15 protein-coding genes, 3 tRNA genes and 2 pseudogenes are annotated in these 19,277 nt (G+C 41.2%); 14 read left to right on the forward strand and 6 right to left on the reverse strand.

Annotation, left to right across the window (positions count from 1 at the left end):
* Positions 1–23: 23 nt before the first annotated feature.
* Positions 24–953 carry a 2-hydroxyacid dehydrogenase gene (locus H3299_RS03090; protein ID WP_182418865.1) on the reverse strand — a complete coding sequence of 310 codons (930 nt, stop codon included), beginning with the start codon at positions 951–953 and terminating at the stop codon, positions 24–26.
* Positions 954–1,196: 243 nt separating this feature from the next.
* Here H3299_RS03090 and H3299_RS03095 point away from each other — a divergent pair.
* The 7 genes from H3299_RS03095 (at position 1,197) to H3299_RS03125 (ending at position 7,886) form a co-directional block, all read left to right on the forward strand.
* Positions 1,197–1,954, forward strand: a protein-coding gene (locus H3299_RS03095) for an IS5 family transposase (protein WP_182418866.1) whose coding sequence is annotated in 2 segments (ribosomal slippage) — positions 1,197–1,530 and positions 1,530–1,954 — 759 coding nt in all. Because the reading frame shifts where the segments join, the coding sequence is not laid out codon by codon here.
* A 446-nt stretch (positions 1,955–2,400) separates the two neighbouring features.
* A complete protein-coding gene (gene rpsU / locus H3299_RS03100) occupies positions 2,401–2,625 on the forward strand; it encodes a 30S ribosomal protein S21 (protein WP_182418867.1) in 225 nt (74 codons plus the stop codon).
* Positions 2,626–3,179: 554 nt separating this feature from the next.
* Positions 3,180–3,977: a tetratricopeptide repeat protein gene (locus H3299_RS03105; RefSeq protein ID WP_182418868.1), complete on the forward strand. Its 798-nt coding sequence runs from the start codon at positions 3,180–3,182 to the stop codon at positions 3,975–3,977.
* A gap of 170 nt (positions 3,978–4,147) precedes the next feature.
* A complete protein-coding gene (locus tag H3299_RS03110) occupies positions 4,148–5,500 on the forward strand; it encodes a TolC family outer membrane protein (protein ID WP_182418869.1) in 1,353 nt (450 codons plus the stop codon).
* 168 nt (positions 5,501–5,668) lie between these two features.
* Complete coding sequence (locus H3299_RS03115; protein ID WP_182418870.1) at positions 5,669–5,989, forward strand: DUF4282 domain-containing protein; 321 nt, start codon at positions 5,669–5,671, stop codon at positions 5,987–5,989.
* A gap of 363 nt (positions 5,990–6,352) precedes the next feature.
* A complete protein-coding gene (gene greA / locus H3299_RS03120; protein ID WP_182418871.1) occupies positions 6,353–6,826 on the forward strand; it encodes a transcription elongation factor GreA in 474 nt (157 codons plus the stop codon).
* 7 nt (positions 6,827–6,833) lie between these two features.
* Entirely contained in the window at positions 6,834–7,886 is a 1,053-nt protein-coding gene (locus H3299_RS03125; RefSeq protein WP_182418872.1) for a glycosyltransferase family 4 protein, read from the forward strand.
* Between the two features lie 216 nt (positions 7,887–8,102).
* On the opposite strand, the gene H3299_RS03130 is transcribed toward H3299_RS03125, so the two are convergent.
* Positions 8,103–8,176: transfer RNA gene (locus H3299_RS03130), tRNA-Cys, on the reverse strand.
* Positions 8,177–8,283: 107 nt separating this feature from the next.
* Entirely contained in the window at positions 8,284–8,538 is a 255-nt protein-coding gene (locus H3299_RS15625) for a hypothetical protein (RefSeq protein ID WP_246708193.1), read from the reverse strand.
* A 263-nt stretch (positions 8,539–8,801) separates the two neighbouring features.
* Between H3299_RS15625 and H3299_RS03140 the strand changes: the two genes are divergently transcribed.
* From H3299_RS03140 to H3299_RS03160, 5 genes and pseudogenes are all read left to right on the forward strand, one after another.
* Positions 8,802–8,876: transfer RNA gene (locus tag H3299_RS03140), tRNA-Asn, on the forward strand.
* A 287-nt stretch (positions 8,877–9,163) separates the two neighbouring features.
* Positions 9,164–9,238: transfer RNA gene (locus H3299_RS03145), tRNA-Asn, on the forward strand.
* Between the two features lie 484 nt (positions 9,239–9,722).
* Positions 9,723–10,391 (forward strand): annotated as a pseudogene (locus H3299_RS03150) (PspA/IM30 family protein); the annotation flags it as partial.
* A gap of 7 nt (positions 10,392–10,398) precedes the next feature.
* A complete protein-coding gene (locus H3299_RS03155) occupies positions 10,399–11,001 on the forward strand; it encodes an OB-fold-containig protein (RefSeq protein WP_182418874.1) in 603 nt (200 codons plus the stop codon).
* Positions 11,002–11,095: 94 nt separating this feature from the next.
* Positions 11,096–12,799, forward strand: a complete 1,704-nt coding sequence (locus tag H3299_RS03160; protein ID WP_182418875.1) for a flotillin family protein — start codon at positions 11,096–11,098, stop codon at positions 12,797–12,799.
* A gap of 236 nt (positions 12,800–13,035) precedes the next feature.
* On the opposite strand, the pseudogene mnmA reads toward H3299_RS03160, so the two are convergent.
* A pseudogene (mnmA, locus tag H3299_RS03165) lies at positions 13,036–14,227 on the reverse strand (tRNA 2-thiouridine(34) synthase MnmA).
* A gap of 399 nt (positions 14,228–14,626) precedes the next feature.
* On the opposite strand from mnmA, the gene H3299_RS03170 reads away from it, so the two are divergent.
* Entirely contained in the window at positions 14,627–14,902 is a 276-nt protein-coding gene (locus H3299_RS03170; RefSeq protein ID WP_182418876.1) for a DUF1153 domain-containing protein, read from the forward strand.
* Positions 14,903–15,133: 231 nt separating this feature from the next.
* Positions 15,134–15,898 carry a YggS family pyridoxal phosphate-dependent enzyme gene (locus H3299_RS03175; protein ID WP_246708125.1) on the forward strand — a complete coding sequence of 255 codons (765 nt, stop codon included), beginning with the start codon at positions 15,134–15,136 and terminating at the stop codon, positions 15,896–15,898.
* A gap of 90 nt (positions 15,899–15,988) precedes the next feature.
* Here the strand turns inward: H3299_RS03175 and gltX are convergent, their stop codons facing one another.
* Both gltX and H3299_RS03185 read right to left on the reverse strand, forming a co-directional pair.
* Complete coding sequence (gene gltX / locus H3299_RS03180; RefSeq protein ID WP_182418877.1) at positions 15,989–17,356, reverse strand: glutamate--tRNA ligase; 1,368 nt, start codon at positions 17,354–17,356, stop codon at positions 15,989–15,991.
* A gap of 144 nt (positions 17,357–17,500) precedes the next feature.
* On the reverse strand, positions 17,501–19,189 hold the full coding sequence (locus H3299_RS03185) for an NAD+ synthase (RefSeq protein WP_182418878.1): 1,689 nt from the start codon (positions 19,187–19,189) through the stop codon (positions 17,501–17,503).
* Positions 19,190–19,277: the final 88 nt, after the last annotated feature.

A 19,277-nucleotide genomic window follows, 5' to 3' on the forward strand; every position in this document is an offset into this window, starting at 1 on the left:
TTTGCCCCTTTTTATTTTTAATATTAATTAATAAGGGTGAGGGCGGGTTTGCCGTCAATAACCGCTTTTATATTATCAATGACACATTGTCCCATGGCTTCCCGAGTTTCATTGGTAGCGCTACCTTGGTGCGGTGCCAGTACCACATTATCAAGGGTTAAAAAAGCAGGGTTGATTTTAGGCTCATTTAAAAACACATCAAGCCCTGCGCCAGCAATAAGCTTGCTTTGTAAAGCCGTGATTAAAGCATCTTCATCAATGACTGAGCCGCGAGCAATATTAATAAGCACGCCTGATGATCCAAGTGCCTCTAACACATCCTTATTAATAATTTTTTCTGTTTCGCCATTGGCGGATATTGCAACGATTAACGCATCGCTATCCTTGGCAAGTTCCACAACATTGGGATAATGCGGCCAAGTTAAATTTGCCTTTGGGCTACGATTATAATAGCGTGGCAGCATGCCAAAGGCTTGCGTGCGCTCTGCAATGTCCAAGCCAATGGCACCAAGCCCAACAATCCCAACTTTTTTGCCGCGAATAGATGTGCCTAGCGGAAATTTTTCACCCTTCGCCCAAGTGCCAGCTCGAATGAATTCATCGCCCTTAACAATTTGGCGGGTAAGTGCCAATAAAAGCGCTAAGGCCATATCGGTGACATCTTCGGTTAAAATGCCAAGAGTGGTCGTGACATCAATATTGCGGCGGCGCGCCTTTTTAATGTTAATTTTGTCAAAGCCGACACCAAAAACCGCTATGAGCTTTAAATTGGCTAGGCGATCAAACCAGCTCTCATCAAATCCCGTCATTGGCGAAACGACAGCATATTGAACGCTTTTTAGAACATCATCGCTAGGATTATCCTTGGCGAATATTGGTGTTGCAACTGCTTCGATACCAGCGATAATTTTTGCTGGCAAGCTGTTATCAAGAATTAGGCACGATGGTAGCATAAAAACTCTCCCTAAGCTAAAGGCTATAAAACAAGTATATAGCAAGTTTAACAAGGAACGGCACAAATAAATGTTATTTAAGTTTTTCTTAGTAAAGCATGTTCCATAAAACATGGTGCGCCAACTGTATTGTTTCCCCCAATGGATTTTAAATATGGATCGTGCTAGGGTCAGGACCTATTAATTTTTTGGATTCCTTTTTTTGTTGATTTGTGATTCATTGGTTTTGTGGAGGTGAAACTAATGAGTGATTTGTTTTTATTGAGCGAAGAGCAGAAGGCGCGAATATCGCCCTGTTTTCCACTGTCTCATGGGGTTGCTCGTGTCGATGACAGGCGCGTTATCAGCGGCATTGTCTATGTCATCAAACATGGTCTGCAATGGAAAGATGCGCCCCTCGGTTATGGTCCGCATAAAACGCTCTATAATCGCTTTATCCGCTGGAGCAGGTTGGGTGTATTTGACCGCATCTTCGCAATGCTGGCCGGACAGGGCCCCAAACCTCAACGCATCATGATTGACGCCACACACCTCAAGGCGCATCGCACGGCTGCCAGCCTGTTAAAAAAGGGGATATTCCCCGCCGTATCGGGCGCACGAAAGGCGGCTTGAATTCAAAGCTGCACACGGTCTGCGATCAAGATGGAAAGCCAATATGTCTGCTACTAACTGAAGGGCAGATGAGTGACTACAAAGGAGCCGCTCTTTTGCTAGCGCATCTGCCAGATGCCAAGGAACTCATTGCAGACCGGGGGTACGATGCTGACTGGTTCCGGCAGGCATTGCTTGACAAAAAAATAAAGGCTTGCATTCCGCCCAGAAAGGGCAGAACCACCGAGATAGCTTATGACAGGCAAACTTATCGGTTGCGTCACATAATCGAAAACCTCTTTGCCAAGCTAAAAGACTGGCGGCGCATCGCGACACGCTATGACCGATGTGCACACACCTTCTTCTCGGCTATATGCATCGCCGCAACCGTAATATTCTATCTTAATTAATGAGTCCTGAGCCTAGATTAGTTAGGAAAATAGATTTTTCTTATTTTTGTTAAATATTTGGCTTTAACAGCAATTAACATAAAACATGGTTTATCGCCCGTTGATTCCAATTATCTCGTTTTGTTTGGCTGATTGATAATTTAAAACCTTGCTTGCCATTATTATTGGTAATGGCTTGTTAATTTTGATTTTTACCTATGCTTTACACGATAAAATGCTACAAAATGTCATAAGCTTATAGACAAATGCTAGGTTTTTGTGCTATCGGCTCTTCACATTCTTCTTGATAGGTAATCAAGAGCAGAAGTTTTGACTTTATTTTAATAAGATCACCGGTTCTATTGTAGTGCTTATGTGCTGCTTAATTGATAGCAATCGTGTGAAAGTTTAACCAATATAAAGATTGCATGTAAGTGCATCTTTTATGGAGAAAAGCAGGATTACAAGTGCAGGTACTCGTTCGCGATAACAATGTTGACCAAGCGCTGCGCGCGCTTAAGAAAAAAATGCAGCGTGAAGGTATCTTCCGCGAAATGAAAATGCGTGGCCATTATGAAAAGCCTTCTGAAAAGCGCGCCCGTGAAAAGGCTGAAGCTGTTCGTCGCGCTCGTAAGCTCGCTCGTAAGCGCGCACAGCGTGAAGGTTTGGTTTCAGGTCGCGCTGCTCGCTAATTTCTGCGTTGCAAGAATCAAAAATACCATTATTGAGGGCAGGCGTTTACGTCTGCCTAATTTATTTTTAGACCAAATTTATTTATAGAATCAGCTTTTATCTGGCGTTTGCTTAAGTTTTATAAGCATGGTCAACACCAATATGATCTTCATTGAAGTGATATGCTTTAATGGGAAATAGTGTGATTCCATTAAATATTAATGGGTCTATAATTACATTTAACCTGCTCCAAAATACACAAGGCCCACTATTTGCAGGGTGTGATGAGATGAAGCGCTAATGGTGATTTGGCTATAGTGTAAATCATATTTAAATAAATTATGACTATATTTGCAGCCAATTATGCTATTCATAATTGTTTGTAGTGATTCTGCCTTGATCTTGCCATAATAATCATTAACGGCAATTTAGATAAGGGGTGGCACAAGTTGTAACTTTGTTTTTAGCCTGTCATTATCTAAAAATGCGACATTATTTGCATGTTATTTTATAATGGAAAAATTTTGATATGCATTTTGGTGTGGTCGGGCTTCTTTAATTCTTGGGATTTAATATGGGTAAATTTCGTTTGAGCCTATGTGCTGTTTTGTTGCTTGCAGGCTGCACTACAACAAATTTTGTTGGTACTGCTGAGGATCTTGCGCAGGGGTCCAGCGAGAATATTTCTTCGCTCAGCGCGGTTATTCGCAATAATCCTAATGACGCTACTGCTTATAATGTGCGTGGTTCAGCCTATGGGCGTGCAGGTAAATATAGGGAAGCGATTAATGACTTTAATACAGCATTAAGGCTTAATCCGCAATTTGCCGCAGCTTACGCTAACCGTGCTTTGATTAATCGTCATATGAAAAACGATCAGGCAGCTGTAGCTGATTATTCGCGTGCCTTGGAGATGGATCCAGGTTATACGTCCGCGCTTGTCGGGCGGGGTAATGTTTATCGTGAAAATAACCAGCTTGATCTTGCCTATAATGATTTTTCACAGGCAATTTCACTTGGTACCACTGATGGTCGTGCTTGGTATGGCCGTGGTTTGGTTGAACAAGCGCGTGGCCAACATACACAAGCAATTGCAGATTTTGGTGCCGCAATTTCGCGTCAGCCAAGTCAACCTGCGCCCTATAATGGTCGTGGTGTTTCCTATGTCGCACTAAATGATTTGGAAAATGCGCAGGATGATTTTACGGCGGCGGTAAGGTTGGATAAGCAAAATGCTGAAAGCTGGTATAATCAAGCAACGGTATTAGAGCGTCAGGGCAATAAGCCTCAAGCCTTTCAGTCCTATCAACGCGCCTCGCTTCTTGATCCTAAATATCAAGCTGCCCGTGATGGTATGACACGCACTAGATAATATATGATCTATATTTGGTAAGCTTGCTGTTGATCAAATCAATAGATAGGTGATTACATAAATGTGGGTTTGACCTTGAGTTGCATTTATATTAAAGATCATGCTGCACATAATTGAATGAATGCCAGATTTTTGGCCAAAACCACGTTGGATTGAATTAGGGAAAATAGATGCAAAAGAAAACTTTACTTTCCTGCTTGTTTGCCTTGGGTGCATCTGTTGCCTTTGCTATGACACCGGCATCAGCAGATAGTTTAAAAGATGCATGGGCGCAGACATATAAAAATAATCCAACGCTTAACTCTGCGCGTGCTAATGCTCGTATTACCGATGAAGATGTTGCTATTGCGCGCTCAGGTATGAGACCAATTATTCAGGGAACAGGTAGCCTATCACGTTCTCGCTCGGCTCAAACGGGGTTGTACACCAATAGTGGGTCTTTAGCTATTCAAGTTAGCCAGTCATTGTTTGATGGTTTCCAGACCGCTAATAATGTACGTGCAGCACAAGCTCAGGCAGCAGCTCAGCGTGAGGCTTTGCGAAATGAAGAGCAAAATCAGCTAACCAATGCCGTATCTGCCTATGCTGATCTTTATGCAAAGCAACAGATCGTTGGTTTGCGTCGTCAAAATCTTGCAGCATTGGATGAGCAAGTGCGCGTTGATCAGTCGCGCCTTGATGTTGGTGAAGGTACGCAAACCAATTTGGCGCAGTCGCGTGCAGCTCGCTCGCAAGCCTTATCAGAATTAGCCCAAGCAGAAGCTGCGGTTAAATCTGCACAGGCCTATTATCGCCAAATTATCGGTGTTGAACCAGGCCAGTTAGAACGTCCTGCGCTAGCAAAGGCGCTCGCTGCTAATTTGAATGCTGGTTATACAATTGCAGATACAGAGCATCCTGCAATTGTTGCTTCAAAATACGCACTTGATGCGCAGCAATTTAATGTTAAGTCGAAAGAAGGTGCTTTATTACCACAGGCTGACCTTTCTGCTAGCAGTTCCTATAATCATATTTATAAAGGTCTCCCAATTGGTGAAGGCCGTGCCAATAGCGCTGGCGTTTCAGTTACTGTTCCGGTCTATCAAGGTGGGCGCTTGTCGGCGCAAGTTCGTCAATCTAAAGAACAAGTCAGCCAGGCAACGGTTGAAGTGGAAGTATCACGCGACACAGTACGTAGTGCTTTAACGTCTGCTTGGTCTCAGCTTGAGGGGGCCCGTTCTGCTGTATCTGCTTATAATGATAGTGTTAAAGCGGCACGAATTGCACTAAATGGTCGCAGTGAAGAATATCAAGTTGGCCAAGCAACTACTCTTGATGTTTTAGAATCTCGTTCAGTGCTGATCAATGCGCAAATTGCTCTTGCGCAATCAGAGCGTGATACGGTGATTGCGAGTTATAATGTGCAATCAGCTTTGGGGCGCATGACTGCTGATTACTTAGGGCTTGATGTTGATAAATATGACCCTATGAAACATTATGATGCAGTGCAAAAAAAGTGGATTGGTATTAATACTCCACAATAGAAAGTACTTCTTTTCTATTAGATTTAACTAATATTAATTTAGAATTATTAGAGTTTATAGTAATAACTATAAACTCTATTATCTTATTTGGAACTTTTTTATTGATTTATATTTTATATTGCATTAGTTGTTTCCCTATTATTAATTTATTCGGTTATGGGAAAAAATATGCAAAATAACTTCAATGTAAATCCAGAAGAAGCAAAGGGTTTTGTGAAAAACCTCTTGAGTTTAGATAAGTTTGTTACACCAAAACTTATACATGTATTCTATATTATAGGTTTAATTTGTTTGGCCATATTCTTTGTGGTGACTCTCTTGAGTGCTTTGATGGCTATTTTACAGGGCAATCTTATGGGGGGATTGGGGGTTTTATTGTTGTCTATTGGTGGAACAATAATATATACGCTTCTTTTGCGCGTTTCTGTTGAAATGACAATTTTGGCATTTAAAAATAACGAGTATTTGAAAAAAATTAGTGAAAAATAGTTAGAAGTTAACTTTTTAGATCTAATGATTTAATTATATTGATGAGAGCACCTTGAACTTACTATTGAGTTCAAGGTGTTTTTATTTGATTTAGACGTAAGACTTTCGTTTCAGGTCATCATTACTTGTACTTAGAAGAAAAGGCTTAAAATATAAATATGCGGCGTCCTAATTATCTATAGGGCTAAAACAACGCTATTTGATAATATTAGGTTAGATAGGCAATAAAATATATATTGTTTTAAAAAGAAATTAACTGTGCTATAATGTAAAAATTGTTAATGTGACGGGCTCTAGGAGGCATTCTGGAGGCCGTTTCTTTTTTGCATACTTTGTGTTTGCAAGTGTAAGAAAGGACAGGACATGGATAACGTCCCAATGACCAAGGCTGGTTTTCAACAGCTTAAAGAAGAATTGCGTGAGCGCCAACAAGATGGCAGGCCAAAAATTATTGAGGCAATTGCTGAGGCACGTGCTCATGGCGACCTTTCTGAAAATGCCGAATATCATGCGGCGAAAGAAGCACAAAGTTTGAACGAAGGGCGCATTCACGAGCTTGAAGATTGGATAGCGCGTGCTAATGTGATTGATATCGCAAAGCTTTCAGGCGACAAAATTGTTTTTGGTGCGACTGTAACGCTTATTGATGAAGAATCCGAAGAAGAGCGTTCCTATCAGATTGTTGGCGATCAAGAAGCTGATGTAAAAAAAGGGCGCATTTCTATTTCCTCGCCCATTGCTCGCGCGCTAATTGGTAAATCTATCGGCGACACAATTGAAGTGAATGCGCCCGGTGGTGCTCGTTCTTATGAAATTATAAATGTAAGATTTATTTGATAAAGCAATGCGTATATCGTTAAGTGAAACAGAAGTTATTGCCCCGAATTTTAAAAAACGTTTATCGGGGGTAACATCAACCATTGTCCAGCTTATTCCATTGCAAAGGAAAAGCGGTATACGCATTTCGACACTTGGGCCAGGATTGCCAGAAGACCTTCCCTCATTATCATATTTTTCGCTTTTTGGGCTTTGGAAAAAGCCTAAAGATCGTCGGTTTCGTATTTGGCATGCACGCCGCAATGTTGAAATGATTGCAGGCATATTGATGCGCGATATTTTGCGTATGAAAATAAAACTTATTTTTACGTCTGCTGCCCAACGTGACCACAAGTCTTTTACCAAATTTCTTATTCGGCGTATGGATCGGGTTATTGCTACCAGTGCTCGCTCAGGCTCGTATTTGCAAGTGCCGCATAAGGTGATCATGCATGGTGTAGACTTGCAGCGTTTTCATCCGCCACGCGATGCCGAAGATGATTTTAGCGTTAGTGGATTGCCAGGAAAATATGCAATTGGCTGTTTTGGGCGGGTGCGCCACCAAAAAGGAACAGATCTTTTTGTGGATGCTATGGTTGCGCTTTTACCAAATTATCCTGATTGGACAGCGGTTATCACGGGGCGCACCACTGCAGAGCATGCTGATTTTGAAGAAGATCTTCGCAAAAAGATTGCCGCTGCTGGCTTGGAAGACCGTATTTTTATTTTAGGCGAAGTGCCCGATGTTCGTGTTTGGTACCGCCGGGTCAGCCTTTATGTAGCGCCATCGCGCAATGAAGGCTTTGGTTTAACGCCATTGGAGGCAATGGCATCGCAAACAGCTGTGGTTGCCAGTGATGCAGGTGCTTATGCAGAGTTAATTACACCACAAACAGGTAGCGTCGTTGCTGCAGGTGATGGTGAAGCATTAACGAAAGCAATTGCACCTTGGCTCGCCAATATAGAAGATACAAAGGCAGCTGGGCAGCTTGCCTTGCAGCATGTCTGTGAAGCCTTTCCTTTAAGCAGAGAAGCTAATGCTATTGCGGAAGTTTACGAGGAATTGTTTTCTCAAAGCTGAAATTCAATCTATTGGCGCATAAAGATATTATCGTTAATTATACAGGCAAAAGGGTAACATTGATTGGGTGATCTATTCATAATCACTTCTATCATTTTGCATCTAGTATAAGTAATTTAAGCGCTTTACTCATAAGGTTTAAAATACCCAATGTCAACTTGCAAGAAAGTGCAGGCTTATTATTGATAGTTGAAATGATCTAAGATGAAATTATGATGGAGGCCTCGCCCGGAATCGAACCGGGATACAAGGATTTGCAGTCCTCTGCGTAACCATTCCGCCACGAGGCCTCACAAAGAATATTTAAAATATTCTTCAAATACCAAAACTGAATCACACTTTTAAATTGAAGTGAATTAAGTCAGTAGCAGCTCATTAAGTGATCAAAATCATTCCGTCAAGTAATTCTAAGCGGCTTTACGATTTTTTTTGAACATTTTCGTGAATTCTTACCTTTTTCAGGTGTTTTTGAAAGGCGAGTAGAATGCCACCATCGCAAAATGCGGACTTCTTGTTCACGGCGCCACCTTCTTATTTTAGGTGAGTCTTGCGACAGAACAAACAAGCCTACAGGAATCATCCAATATCCAAGAATTGGTAAAAAGCCTAACATGCCTCCAACCACTAAACTATATCCCAATATTTTCCGCATAAGACGTGATTGGGGAATCGGTATTTTTTGATTGAAAATACGAATCTCATGTCTTTTGGAAGCATTTTTCAAAATTTTCTTCTTTCACTTTAAAAATTTATAAAATGTTGGTGAATTTATCCACTAATTTAGATAATTTCTGCAAAGAAACAAGTTAATATCACGATTATTAGAAAAATTTGATGAAAATGTGTTTTTCCCTCTTGGCAAATCACTTTTTCTTTTGCTATAGGGCGTTCAGCACTTATTCAATTGAGCACTGTTCCCCGGTAGCTCAGTGGTAGAGCAACCGGCTGTTAACCGGTTGGTCGCTGGTTCGAATCCGGCCCGGGGAGCCACTTTTAAAAATCCAATAAATGACTATATTTCTTACTCTTGCAAGCTTTTGTGATGACTGTGTACTCATAGAGTTTTTCAAATTTAATTCATGTCTTCTGATAATCGAGCTATTCACCTTTAATTAAATTTAGGTATTTGAAATCGCTTTGGTCTTTATGAGAATTGGTGGTGAAGTTATCCCCATTTTTTACTTTTTTGATCTAATTTTGCATTTTTTTAATTTTTTCTCTTGGCAAATCAGTTCTTCTTTTGTATAGGCATTCATCACCAAGTGATTGAGCACTGTTCCCCGGTAGCTCAGTGGTAGAGCAACCGGCTGTTAACCGGTTGGTCGCTGGTTCGAATCCGGCCCGGGGAGCCATTTCATAATCGTAGATGGTTATTTATCAAGCAGATATAATCTGCTTTTATTTTAGCGCAAATATAATCTCTCTGTATGTCTATGCGCTAATATTTTTATCTTCTTAATAATTTTTTCTTAAATATCATCATTTTCAAATCTACAGCCAGTTTTAAAGGTAACATTTGTTTTGTTGGCTTTGAAATTAAAAAAATCTTTAGATATTAGAACTCTTTCAGATAGCATTTATTAGCATAATAAAAAATATGATAGTTTGGAATAGATCTATTTATTTATTGAATAATTTATATAATCATCGTCATTTTATTGCAATAAAATATGAAAAAAAATAAGATAATATAATGTACGAAGTGTTTTATAAATAGATAAAAGATTATCGATATATCTTGTATAAAATACAATAAATGCACTTGCGGAAATTTTAATTTTATTCAATGATGTATTTGTAAATTATTACGAAAAGCTTTATGATAACTTAGGATTTAAAAGGGAGTTTTACATGGCTAGAGAAGGCGTTCTTGCCCGTATGGGCCGTTTGATTGCAGGTATTACAAATGCTGCAATTGACAAGGCTGAAGGAACAAATCCCGTAGCAATCGTTGAGCAAGCTATTCGGGAAATAGATGATGCAGCAGAAGAAGCCCGCCTTGTACTTGGCCAATCTAAAGCTGAAGAATATCGCATTAAAACGCGTCGTGGTGCATTGGAAACAGAACGCACTAGTCTTGATGAAAAAATTAGACTTGCTGTTAATGAAAATCGCGATGATTTAGCAAAAGCTGCCATTGCTCGGCAAATTGATCTCGAATCTCAAATAACGGCGTTAGATAAAGCATTAAGCAATATCAGTGAAGATATGACAGAAGGGCAGCAAGCTCTCCAAGCAATTTTGGCGACCCGCCGTGAAGCTGAAGAAAGATTAGCAGAATTGAAACGTTCTTTTGCAGCATCTAGTAAAGGTGATGGTATTAATGGCATTAATCCCCGCGATAATGCTAGCGCACAGGCAGACCGCGCTGCGAGTGCTGTTTCTCGTGTGACTGGCGTACCGAAGGGCGAAAAGAACCAATCTAGTGAACTTGATGAATTAGATCGTTTGCACCGTGATCATGCTATTGCCGAGAGATTAGCCCGATTTAAAACTACCAATTGAGGTTAAAATGGCATTATTGTTTGCCCCTGAATGTCGATTTTTTCTTATCGCATTGGTTGTTATGCTTTGCTTGGTAGCTATTGAAGTTATGGCATTATTTACCGGTGCTTCGCTAAGCGATATTGTTGATAATAGTTTCGATTTTTCTTCAGTTGGTGTTATCAATTGGTTTAATATTGGTGGCGTACCGCTGATTATTTTACTTATCTTAATTTTTGCTTGGTTTTCGGCATTAGGGTTTTGTATTCAAGGTGTTGCTAGTGGATTTTATCATCCAATACCGCAATCATTAGCGGTCATTGGTGCCTTGTTCTTGACTATTCCTGCGGTACGGGAAAGCAGCCGTTTGGTTGCACGTTTTGTTCCACAGGATGAGACCTATGCAGTAGAGGTTGATGATTTTATTGGTCATATCGCTAAAGTAACAGTTGGGCCTTTGGATGAAGGCTTGCCGGGTTTGGTACGGGTTAAAGACAAGCATGGCAATTACCACAAATTGCGTGCGCGAGCAGCGCCTAATGTGGGTAAAATGGCTGTTGGTGAAGAGGTTTTATTAGCAGATATGCAAAATCATATATTTATCGCAATTCCATTTTCTGCAGATGAATAGTCATTTAAGTAGAACTTTACCTATTACAGATGAGCATATTGAAAATAAGCGCAGCTGTGGCGGTGCTTAATATTTGACTTAAAAGAGGGAAAATATGGATATTTTACTACCGGTTGGAATTATTCTTATTGCCATTATTGGTGTAGGCTTTGTGTTGGGATCGCTTTATAAGCGTTCATCGCGTGACCAAGCCTATGTTCGCACCGGACTTGGCGGTCAAAAGGTTGTACTTGATGGCGGTTCTATTGTTCTGCCGATTTTCCATTCCACCGCTTTTGTTAATTTAAAAACTTTGCGCCTTGAAGTACGGCGCGGCGAAAATGATGCTCTTATTACAAAAGATCGTATGCGCGTCGATATTGGTGCTGAATTTTATGTACGTGTAAAACCAGATGCATCTTCTATTGCCCTTGCGGCGCAAACATTAGGTGATAGAACCAATAATGCTGAAGAATTGCGTCTATTGATTGAAGCAAAATTTGTCGATGGTCTTCGCTCAGTTGCCGCCACCATGAATTTGGATGAATTGCAAGAACAACGGGCTGATTTCGTTAAAGCCGTGCAAGAAGCGGTGGGTGCCGATTTACAATCCAATGGGTTGGAGTTGGAATCCGTATCACTTACACGTCTTGATCAAACAGATATCAAGCATTTTAATGCTAATAACTTTTTTGACGCTGATGGTCTTGCTACCCTTACACGTATTACCGAGCAACGGAAAAAAGAGCGTAACGAAATTGTCCGTGATACTGAGGTTGCCATTGCACAAAAAGATCTTGATGCGCGCCAACAACAATTAGAAATTGAACGCACCCAACGCCAAACCGAGCTTAGTCAAGAGCGAGATATTGCGAATATTGCTGCATCTACTCGCGCTGAGACCGCTCGTCAAGAGCAAGAAGCCCAACGCGCTGAGGAAGAGGCGCGCATTGGCCGCGAGCAAGCAGTGGCAGAGCGTGAGGCAACGGCGCGTCAAGCACGTGAAACTGCTAATATTGAATCAAAATTGAATGTGCAACGGCGTGAAACCGAAGCACAACGTGATTTGCAATTGATTGCACAAGATAGCTCGATTGCGGTTGCCGATCGTAGTCGTCAAGAATCCGAGGCTAAGGCTCGTGCTGAAGAAGCCCGCGCTGATGCAATTTCAGCGGAAGAAAAAGTTGCGACTGCGCGAGCTGTTGAAATTGCAGAGCGTGATCGTCGCATCGCAGTTATTGATGCACGCCGTCAGGCAGAACAAGAGGCAACTTCAGTTCTTGTTTCTGCAGAAGCTGAACGCAATGCGGCTAATGATAAGGCAACCGCTGTATTAACGCTTGCAAAAGCTGAAGCAGATGCCGCAGCTGAACGCGCGCGTGGTATTTTGGAAATTGGCCGCGCTGAAGCTGAAGCTGAAGCTGCTCGCAACGAAGCGCGCAATAAATTAAGCGCGCAGGTTATCGAATATGAAATTACCCGCGCGCGTATCCGAATCATTCCAAGCGCATTGGCTGAAATCGTTAAACCAATTGAAAAAATTTCTGATATTCGTATTTTTGATACCGGTGGTATGCTAGGGCGTGGTGGCGATGGTAAATCAAGTGGTGTTGGCATGGGGGAGGGCTTGGCTGGCCAGTTACTTTCTTATAATGCGCAAATGCCGGTGCTCAATGAGCTTTTGAAGACTGCAGGCTTTGATGACAAGGATGCGGTTGCTTCTTTGTTAAACGAAGCAGTTGGTAAAAAAGAGCAAGCCACTGATCCTGAGCCATCGCAGCCCAAAGCACCTATTATTAATAGCCCAAACAAAAGCTAAATATATTACTATTGTTTATGCCGTTAAATCCCACATTTTAAAAATGTGGGATTTTTATTATATATTGCTTAAATTATTGTGGCTTGAAGTTGAAAGCTTACCAAAATTAAAATTGACCTGCTGCCTTTTGATTTAATTATGGCGTATATTAGCAGACACAATCTATTTTAATAATATAAATGCGAAAAACCCCGCCAGCGCGGGGTTTTAAAGTTTTTTAATGATTCGTAGAATTATTATGCAGCAGTGTTGTTTTCAAAAATAAGTTTTTGCAACATTTGTTCAGCTTGGGCTTCGCGCTGTGAACGAGCAATGAAACCGCCACCTAAAACGCGTGAACCATTATCTTCACTTTCATAAACAACACAAGCTTGACCTGGTGCAACTCCGCTTTCACCTTCTAATAATTCCACATTAAATTCGCCATCCTCATAACGAAGAATCGCTTGGCGTGGAGGGCGGGTCGAACGCACTTTGGCGGCAACCTCAATTCCTTCCACGGGAAAATTATTAAGATCATGATCGCCAAGCCAATTGGCATTGCGTAAATAAATGCGGTGGGTATGTAAGGCTTCCCTTTGGCCGACGATAACGCGCGCGCCCTCAGCATCAAGATGCACAACATAAAGCGCTTCACCTGTTGCAATGCCAATACCGCGGCGCTGCCCAATAGTATAATTCATGATACCTTCATGACGTCCCAAAACCCGGCCATCAATATGGACAATTATCACCTGGATTTGCTGCATCAGGTTTTAACTTGCTGATAACATCACTATATCGACCCTGTGGTACAAAGCAGATGTCTTGACTATCATGCTTTTGCGCAACCGTAAGGCCCATTTCTTCAGCAAGTTTTCGCACATCTGCTTTTGGCAACCCACCTAACGGAAAGCGCAAATAATCAATTTGCTCCTGTGTGGTTGCAAAAAGGAAGTAGCTTTGGTCACGTTCTGCATCAATGGGCCGATAGAGTGCGCGGTGAGCACCCTTTTGTTTGCTGCGGATATAATGACCAGTAGCAAGTGCATCTGCTCCTAATTCTTGGGCGGTTGCTAACAAATCAGCAAATTTTACTGTTTGGTTGCATGCAACGCATGGAATAGGTGTTTCTCCATGGGCGTAACTTTCTGCAAAGGGGTTGATTACCGCTTCACGAAAGCGCTGCTCATAATCCAAAACATAATGAGGAATGCCCAAAGTTTCACAAACTCTGCGCGCATCCTCAATATCTTGACCTGCACAACAGGCACCAACGCGGTGTACGGCGGCACCATGATCATAAAGCTGTAATGTTACTCCTAAAACATCATAGCCCTCTTGCTTTAATATACCTGCCACAACGGACGAATCAACGCCCCCGGACATGGCAACTACTACCCGGGTCTCCGCAGGAGAACGTGGTAGATCGAGACTATTTAAAGACATCAATGTCACCTTTCAGACATTATGGAAATATATACCGATCAAGGCTGGTATAAAAGCCATAGACTAAGTCCAACAAAGGAAATGTCGAATTTTGCGGCTATATCGCAAAATACAGCTCATTGTAAAATGAAAACTGGAAGATTGCACTCACAATTATAAAAAAATTTAATAGCTGTAGCGTCGTATATATGAAACTTTTTAAAAAAAATAAAGTGCTTGAAAAAATAAAATACTTTAGAAAAATATAATATTTAATTTAATGTATTGTTTTTAAACGATAAAACTAGAATTTTTATATTTAAATGTTAATTATTCGTTACACAGAGTTTAGTTAAATCTTAAAGCTAATAGAGTATTTTTGAGTCTGTGATTGGGTCCTTGAGAAGAGTAGAGAGTACAATGACCGATCTTGTTAGACAGAGAATAAAATATGTAATTGGTCCAGATGGAAGTCCTTTGACGATGTCTGACCTACCACCAAAAAATACAAGGCGTTGGGTTATACGACGCAAGGCAGAAGTTGTTGCAGCCGTTCGCGGCGGATTATTAAGCCTTGATGAAGCATGTCAACGTTATACACTCACAGTTGAGGAGTTTTTGTCATGGCAAACCTCAATTGACGAGCATGGCTTGGCAGGATTACGCACAACGCGTATCCAGCAATATCGCCATTAGGCAATTTCACATTTTATTTTTAAAATGGAATTACAAGACATTATGGCCGGATCTGATCCGGCCATAAATATTTTTGGATTGAGCGTTTACGCTCATAGGCATATAGCTGTCTTTATTTTTCAAAAATTGACTATATCGCTTACTTTTAAAGATCATTAATATGTGATTTGCGTATTATGGCTTTAATGGCGCAAACATATGACGAGCAATCCGATAATGGAGAATGCAATTATGGTTGATTTAGATGAGGATAAAAGGCGTTTTGGTAATGATCCAAAGAATTTATTTGCCGATAATTTAAAAGCTGTCCATAAGCGTATTGCAATTGCGGCTGCGGCAAGTGGCCGCCTAGCGAGCGATATTCGGTTACTGGTGGTCACAAAGACAGTGCCTGCCCATATTTTGCGGTTTATTCATGATCTGGGCATTGATAATTTTGGTGAGAATAAAATACAAGAAGCAAAGGAAAAGTCTGAAATCCTAGCTGATTTAAATATCCGTTGGAGTATGATTGGCCATTTGCAAAGCAATAAGGTTAAATATCTTGTGCGGTTTGCCTCTGAGTTTCATGCTCTTGATAGCCTTACACTCGCAGAAGAATTAAACCGCCGCCTCGATAATATGGGACGCGATCTTGATGTCTTTGTGCAGGTCAATACATCCGGCGAAGAAAGTAAATATGGACTTCATCCTGATGACTTGCTGCCATTTTTAGAGGGCTTGAAAAAATATCCACGTTTGAAGCCTAAAGGATTGATGACTTTAGCTATTTTATCCGATGATCCTGTGCTAATACGTCCTTGCTTTAAACTTTTAAAGCAATTGCGCGATGCTGCCCGCAACAAATATCCAGAAATTGAAAAACTCTCGATGGGAATGTCTGGGGATTTTGAAATGGCGATTGAAGAGGGCGCTGATATTGTTCGCGTTGGACAAGCTATATTTGGGCCGCGTCCTACAAAAGATTCAGACTATTGGCCAGCTTTATTTCATTAAAATTTTTGTTTTTAAAAGCAGCTTTTTAAAAAGCTGCTTTTAAATTTTTAAGGTGCAAAAAACTCACCAATAAGGCTAAAGCAATCTTTTTTAAGCCGTTAGACGCTTTAATACGAGATCACGATCAAGTAGAAGCAAGAAGCTTGCAAGCTCTGGCCCTGATTGTTCACCAGTCAAAGCAACGCGCAAAGGATGAAAGAGATCTTTGCCCTTGCGGCCTGTTTTATCTTTAATCGCTGCAGTCCAATTTTTCCATGTGGTTTTATCCCATGGGCTTTCTGGCAACAGTTTAGCAGCTTCGCATAGGAATTCTTTTTCTTCTGGCTCAGCAAAGGTGAGGTCGCTATTATTGGCAATATCCCACCAATGTGTTGCATCGCAAACTTTGGTCAAATTTTCATGGACTACATTCCAAAAATCTTCAGCCTTATCGCCATCAATACCAAGTTTTTCTAAACGATCTTTAACATCAATATAGCTATATTTATGGACGATTTGCATATTCAATGCATTAAGATCAGCAGGATCAAATTTAGCTGATGATTTTGAAACTGATTGAAGGTTGAAATGGCTAGCAAGCTCATTCATATCAAAACAGGAAATGACATTTTCAGCCGTGCCGGTAAGGGTCGCAAGTGAGCTGATAGCCATTGGTTCTAAACCATCTTCGCGAAGGCTGCGTAATGACAAATCACCTTTACGCTTGGATAGGCCTTCGCCTGAAGCTGTCGTTAAGAGATTGATATGACCAAAATTTGGCACATCACCACCCAAGGCTTCAAAAATGGCAATTTGAACACCAGTATTTGTAACGTGATCGTCACCACGAATAATGTGGCTGATCTTCATTTCAATATCATCGACAACCGATGGTAAGGTATAAAGATAAGTGCCATCTTCACGCACGAGAACGGGATCCGACATTGATGATAAGTCGATAACTTGTGGGCCGCGTACGATGTCATTCCAACGTACTTCACTGCGCTGGCGTTCAAACGGTGAGGACGCAAAATTAGGAAGCAAAAAGCGCCAATGGGGTTTGCGTCCCTCTTGCTCAAAAGCTTGCTTTTCGGCGTCAGTTAATTTTAGTGCATCGCGTTCATAAATTGGTGGCAATTTACGCGATAATAAAATTTTACGGCGGCGGTCTAATTCTTCTGCTGTTTCATAACAAGCATAAAGCAAACCTGCAGCTTTTAGTTTTTCAACTGCCGCATCATAAACATCAAAGCGTTTTGACTGGTACCAAATTTCATCGGGCGTAATACCAAGCCAATCAAGGTCTTGTCCGATGCCATTAATATATTCTTGTTTGGACCGTTCAATATCTGTATCGTCGAAACGTAAGATATATTGCCCTTTATTGGTTAGCGAATATAACCAATTAAAAAGTGCAATACGTGCATTACCAATATGAATATAGCCCGTTGGTGAGGGCGCAAAACGAACGCGTACCATGGTTCTCACTTATCTTTATTCTTGTTGTAAGTTCTAAAGCAGTTTATGCCTTTAAGAGGTAAAATGCTTTTATCATTTCTTTTATACTGCCAATTGATGATTGTCGCGATAATTATCACAATTTTATTGAATATTAATCACCATTTACTTATCGCGGAAGCGATTGGTAATCGGATAGCGTCTATCACGACCAAAATTCTTAGGCGTAATTTTTACACCCGGTGCCGATTGGCGCCTTTTATATTCAGCAATGTAAAGAAGATTTTCAATGCGCTTTACGGTTTCACGATCAAAGCCACGCTCTACAATCTGTTCAACACCCATTTCTTGCTCAATCAAACATTCAAGAATATCGTCAAGCACGGGATAAGGAGGCAAGCTATCTTGATCTGTTTGGTTTTCCCGCAACTCTGCGGAGGGTGCTTTTTCAATAATGTTTTGCGGAATAACCATGCCTTTAGGACCTAGGGCACTTTCTGGGCGATGATGATTACGCCAGTCGGACATAGCATAGACTTGCATTTTATAAAGATCTTTAATTGGATTAAAGCCGCCATTCATATCGCCGTAAAGCGTTGCATAGCCAACCGACATTTCCGATTTATTGCCTGTGGTTACCACCATTGAACCAAATTTATTGGAAATAGCCATAAGAATTGTGCCGCGTGTACGGCTTTGTAAATTTTCTTCGGTGATGCCGCTATCCGTACCTGCAAAAACTCCATCAAGAGCAGATAAAAAGCCCTCAACAGGGGCAAAGATCGGCACAGTTTCATATTTGCAGGTCAATAATTTGGCACATTCTTCTGCATCAGAAAAAGATTCTTGCGATGTATATTTATAAGGCAACATAATTGCCCTAACGCGTTCAGCGCCGAGCGCATCAACAGCAATTGCGGCGCAAATAGCAGAATCAATGCCGCCAGATAGACCCAAAACGACATCTTTAAAGCCATTTTTATTAACGTAATCGCCAAAACCAACCATGCAAGCGCAATAGTCTGCAGCAAGGCCTTCCAACAATTCTTCATTTGGGCCGTTTAAGAAATTCCAGCCAAATTGGTTTTCTTCCCATTCGGTTATGCTAAGATCCGATTGGAAATGTTTCATTTGAAAGGCAAGATTGCCGCCGCCATCAACACCAAAGGATCCACCATCAAAAACCAACTCATCTTGACCGCCAAATTGGTTGACATAAATTAAAGGTAACTGACAATTTTGCGCTTGAACCGCAGCAACAAGTGGTCTGCGTGCAGGCTTGTTGCGTGTATAGGGGGAGCCGTTGATGACAATCATCATTCGCGCCCCTTGGTCGGCTAGATATTTGCAAAATTCTTCGTCATTCCAGATGTCTTCGCAAATTGGCAGTCCAAGACTTATACCGCGATATTCAATTGGCTCTGGCATTGGTCCACAGCTAAAGACGCGCTTTTCATCAAATTCGCCATAATTGGGTAAATCAACCTTATAGCGCTCGCCGATGCAGGTACCATGGTCGAGAACCATGACACTATTATAGATTGCATCATCTCTATGCAGCGGGGTGCCAATGATAACGCCTGGTCCACCATCTAATGTGTCTTTGGCTAATTCCATCACGGCTTTTTCGCAAGCCTTGGTGAAAGCCGGTTTTAGCACAAGATCTTCTGGTGGGTAACCACTAATAAAAAGCTCTGAAAAAACAATGAGATCCGCATTTTGTGCTTTTGCTTGCAGTCGCGCATTGCGGGCTAGTTGCAAGTTTTTTTCAACGTCGCCCATAACGGGATTTAATTGTGCAATGGCAATGCGCAAAATTCGATTATGATTTTCATTGATCTCAGTTTTGGTCATCAAGTTACCTATAAATCTTTATTTTTTTACATATGTGGCAGAAGAATTAGAGCGTTTTCCAAAAAGTGTGAAGCGGTTTTTGGACAAA

The organism is Bartonella sp. HY038, from assembly GCF_014117425.1.
Classification (GTDB): Bacteria; Pseudomonadota; Alphaproteobacteria; order Rhizobiales; family Rhizobiaceae; genus HY038.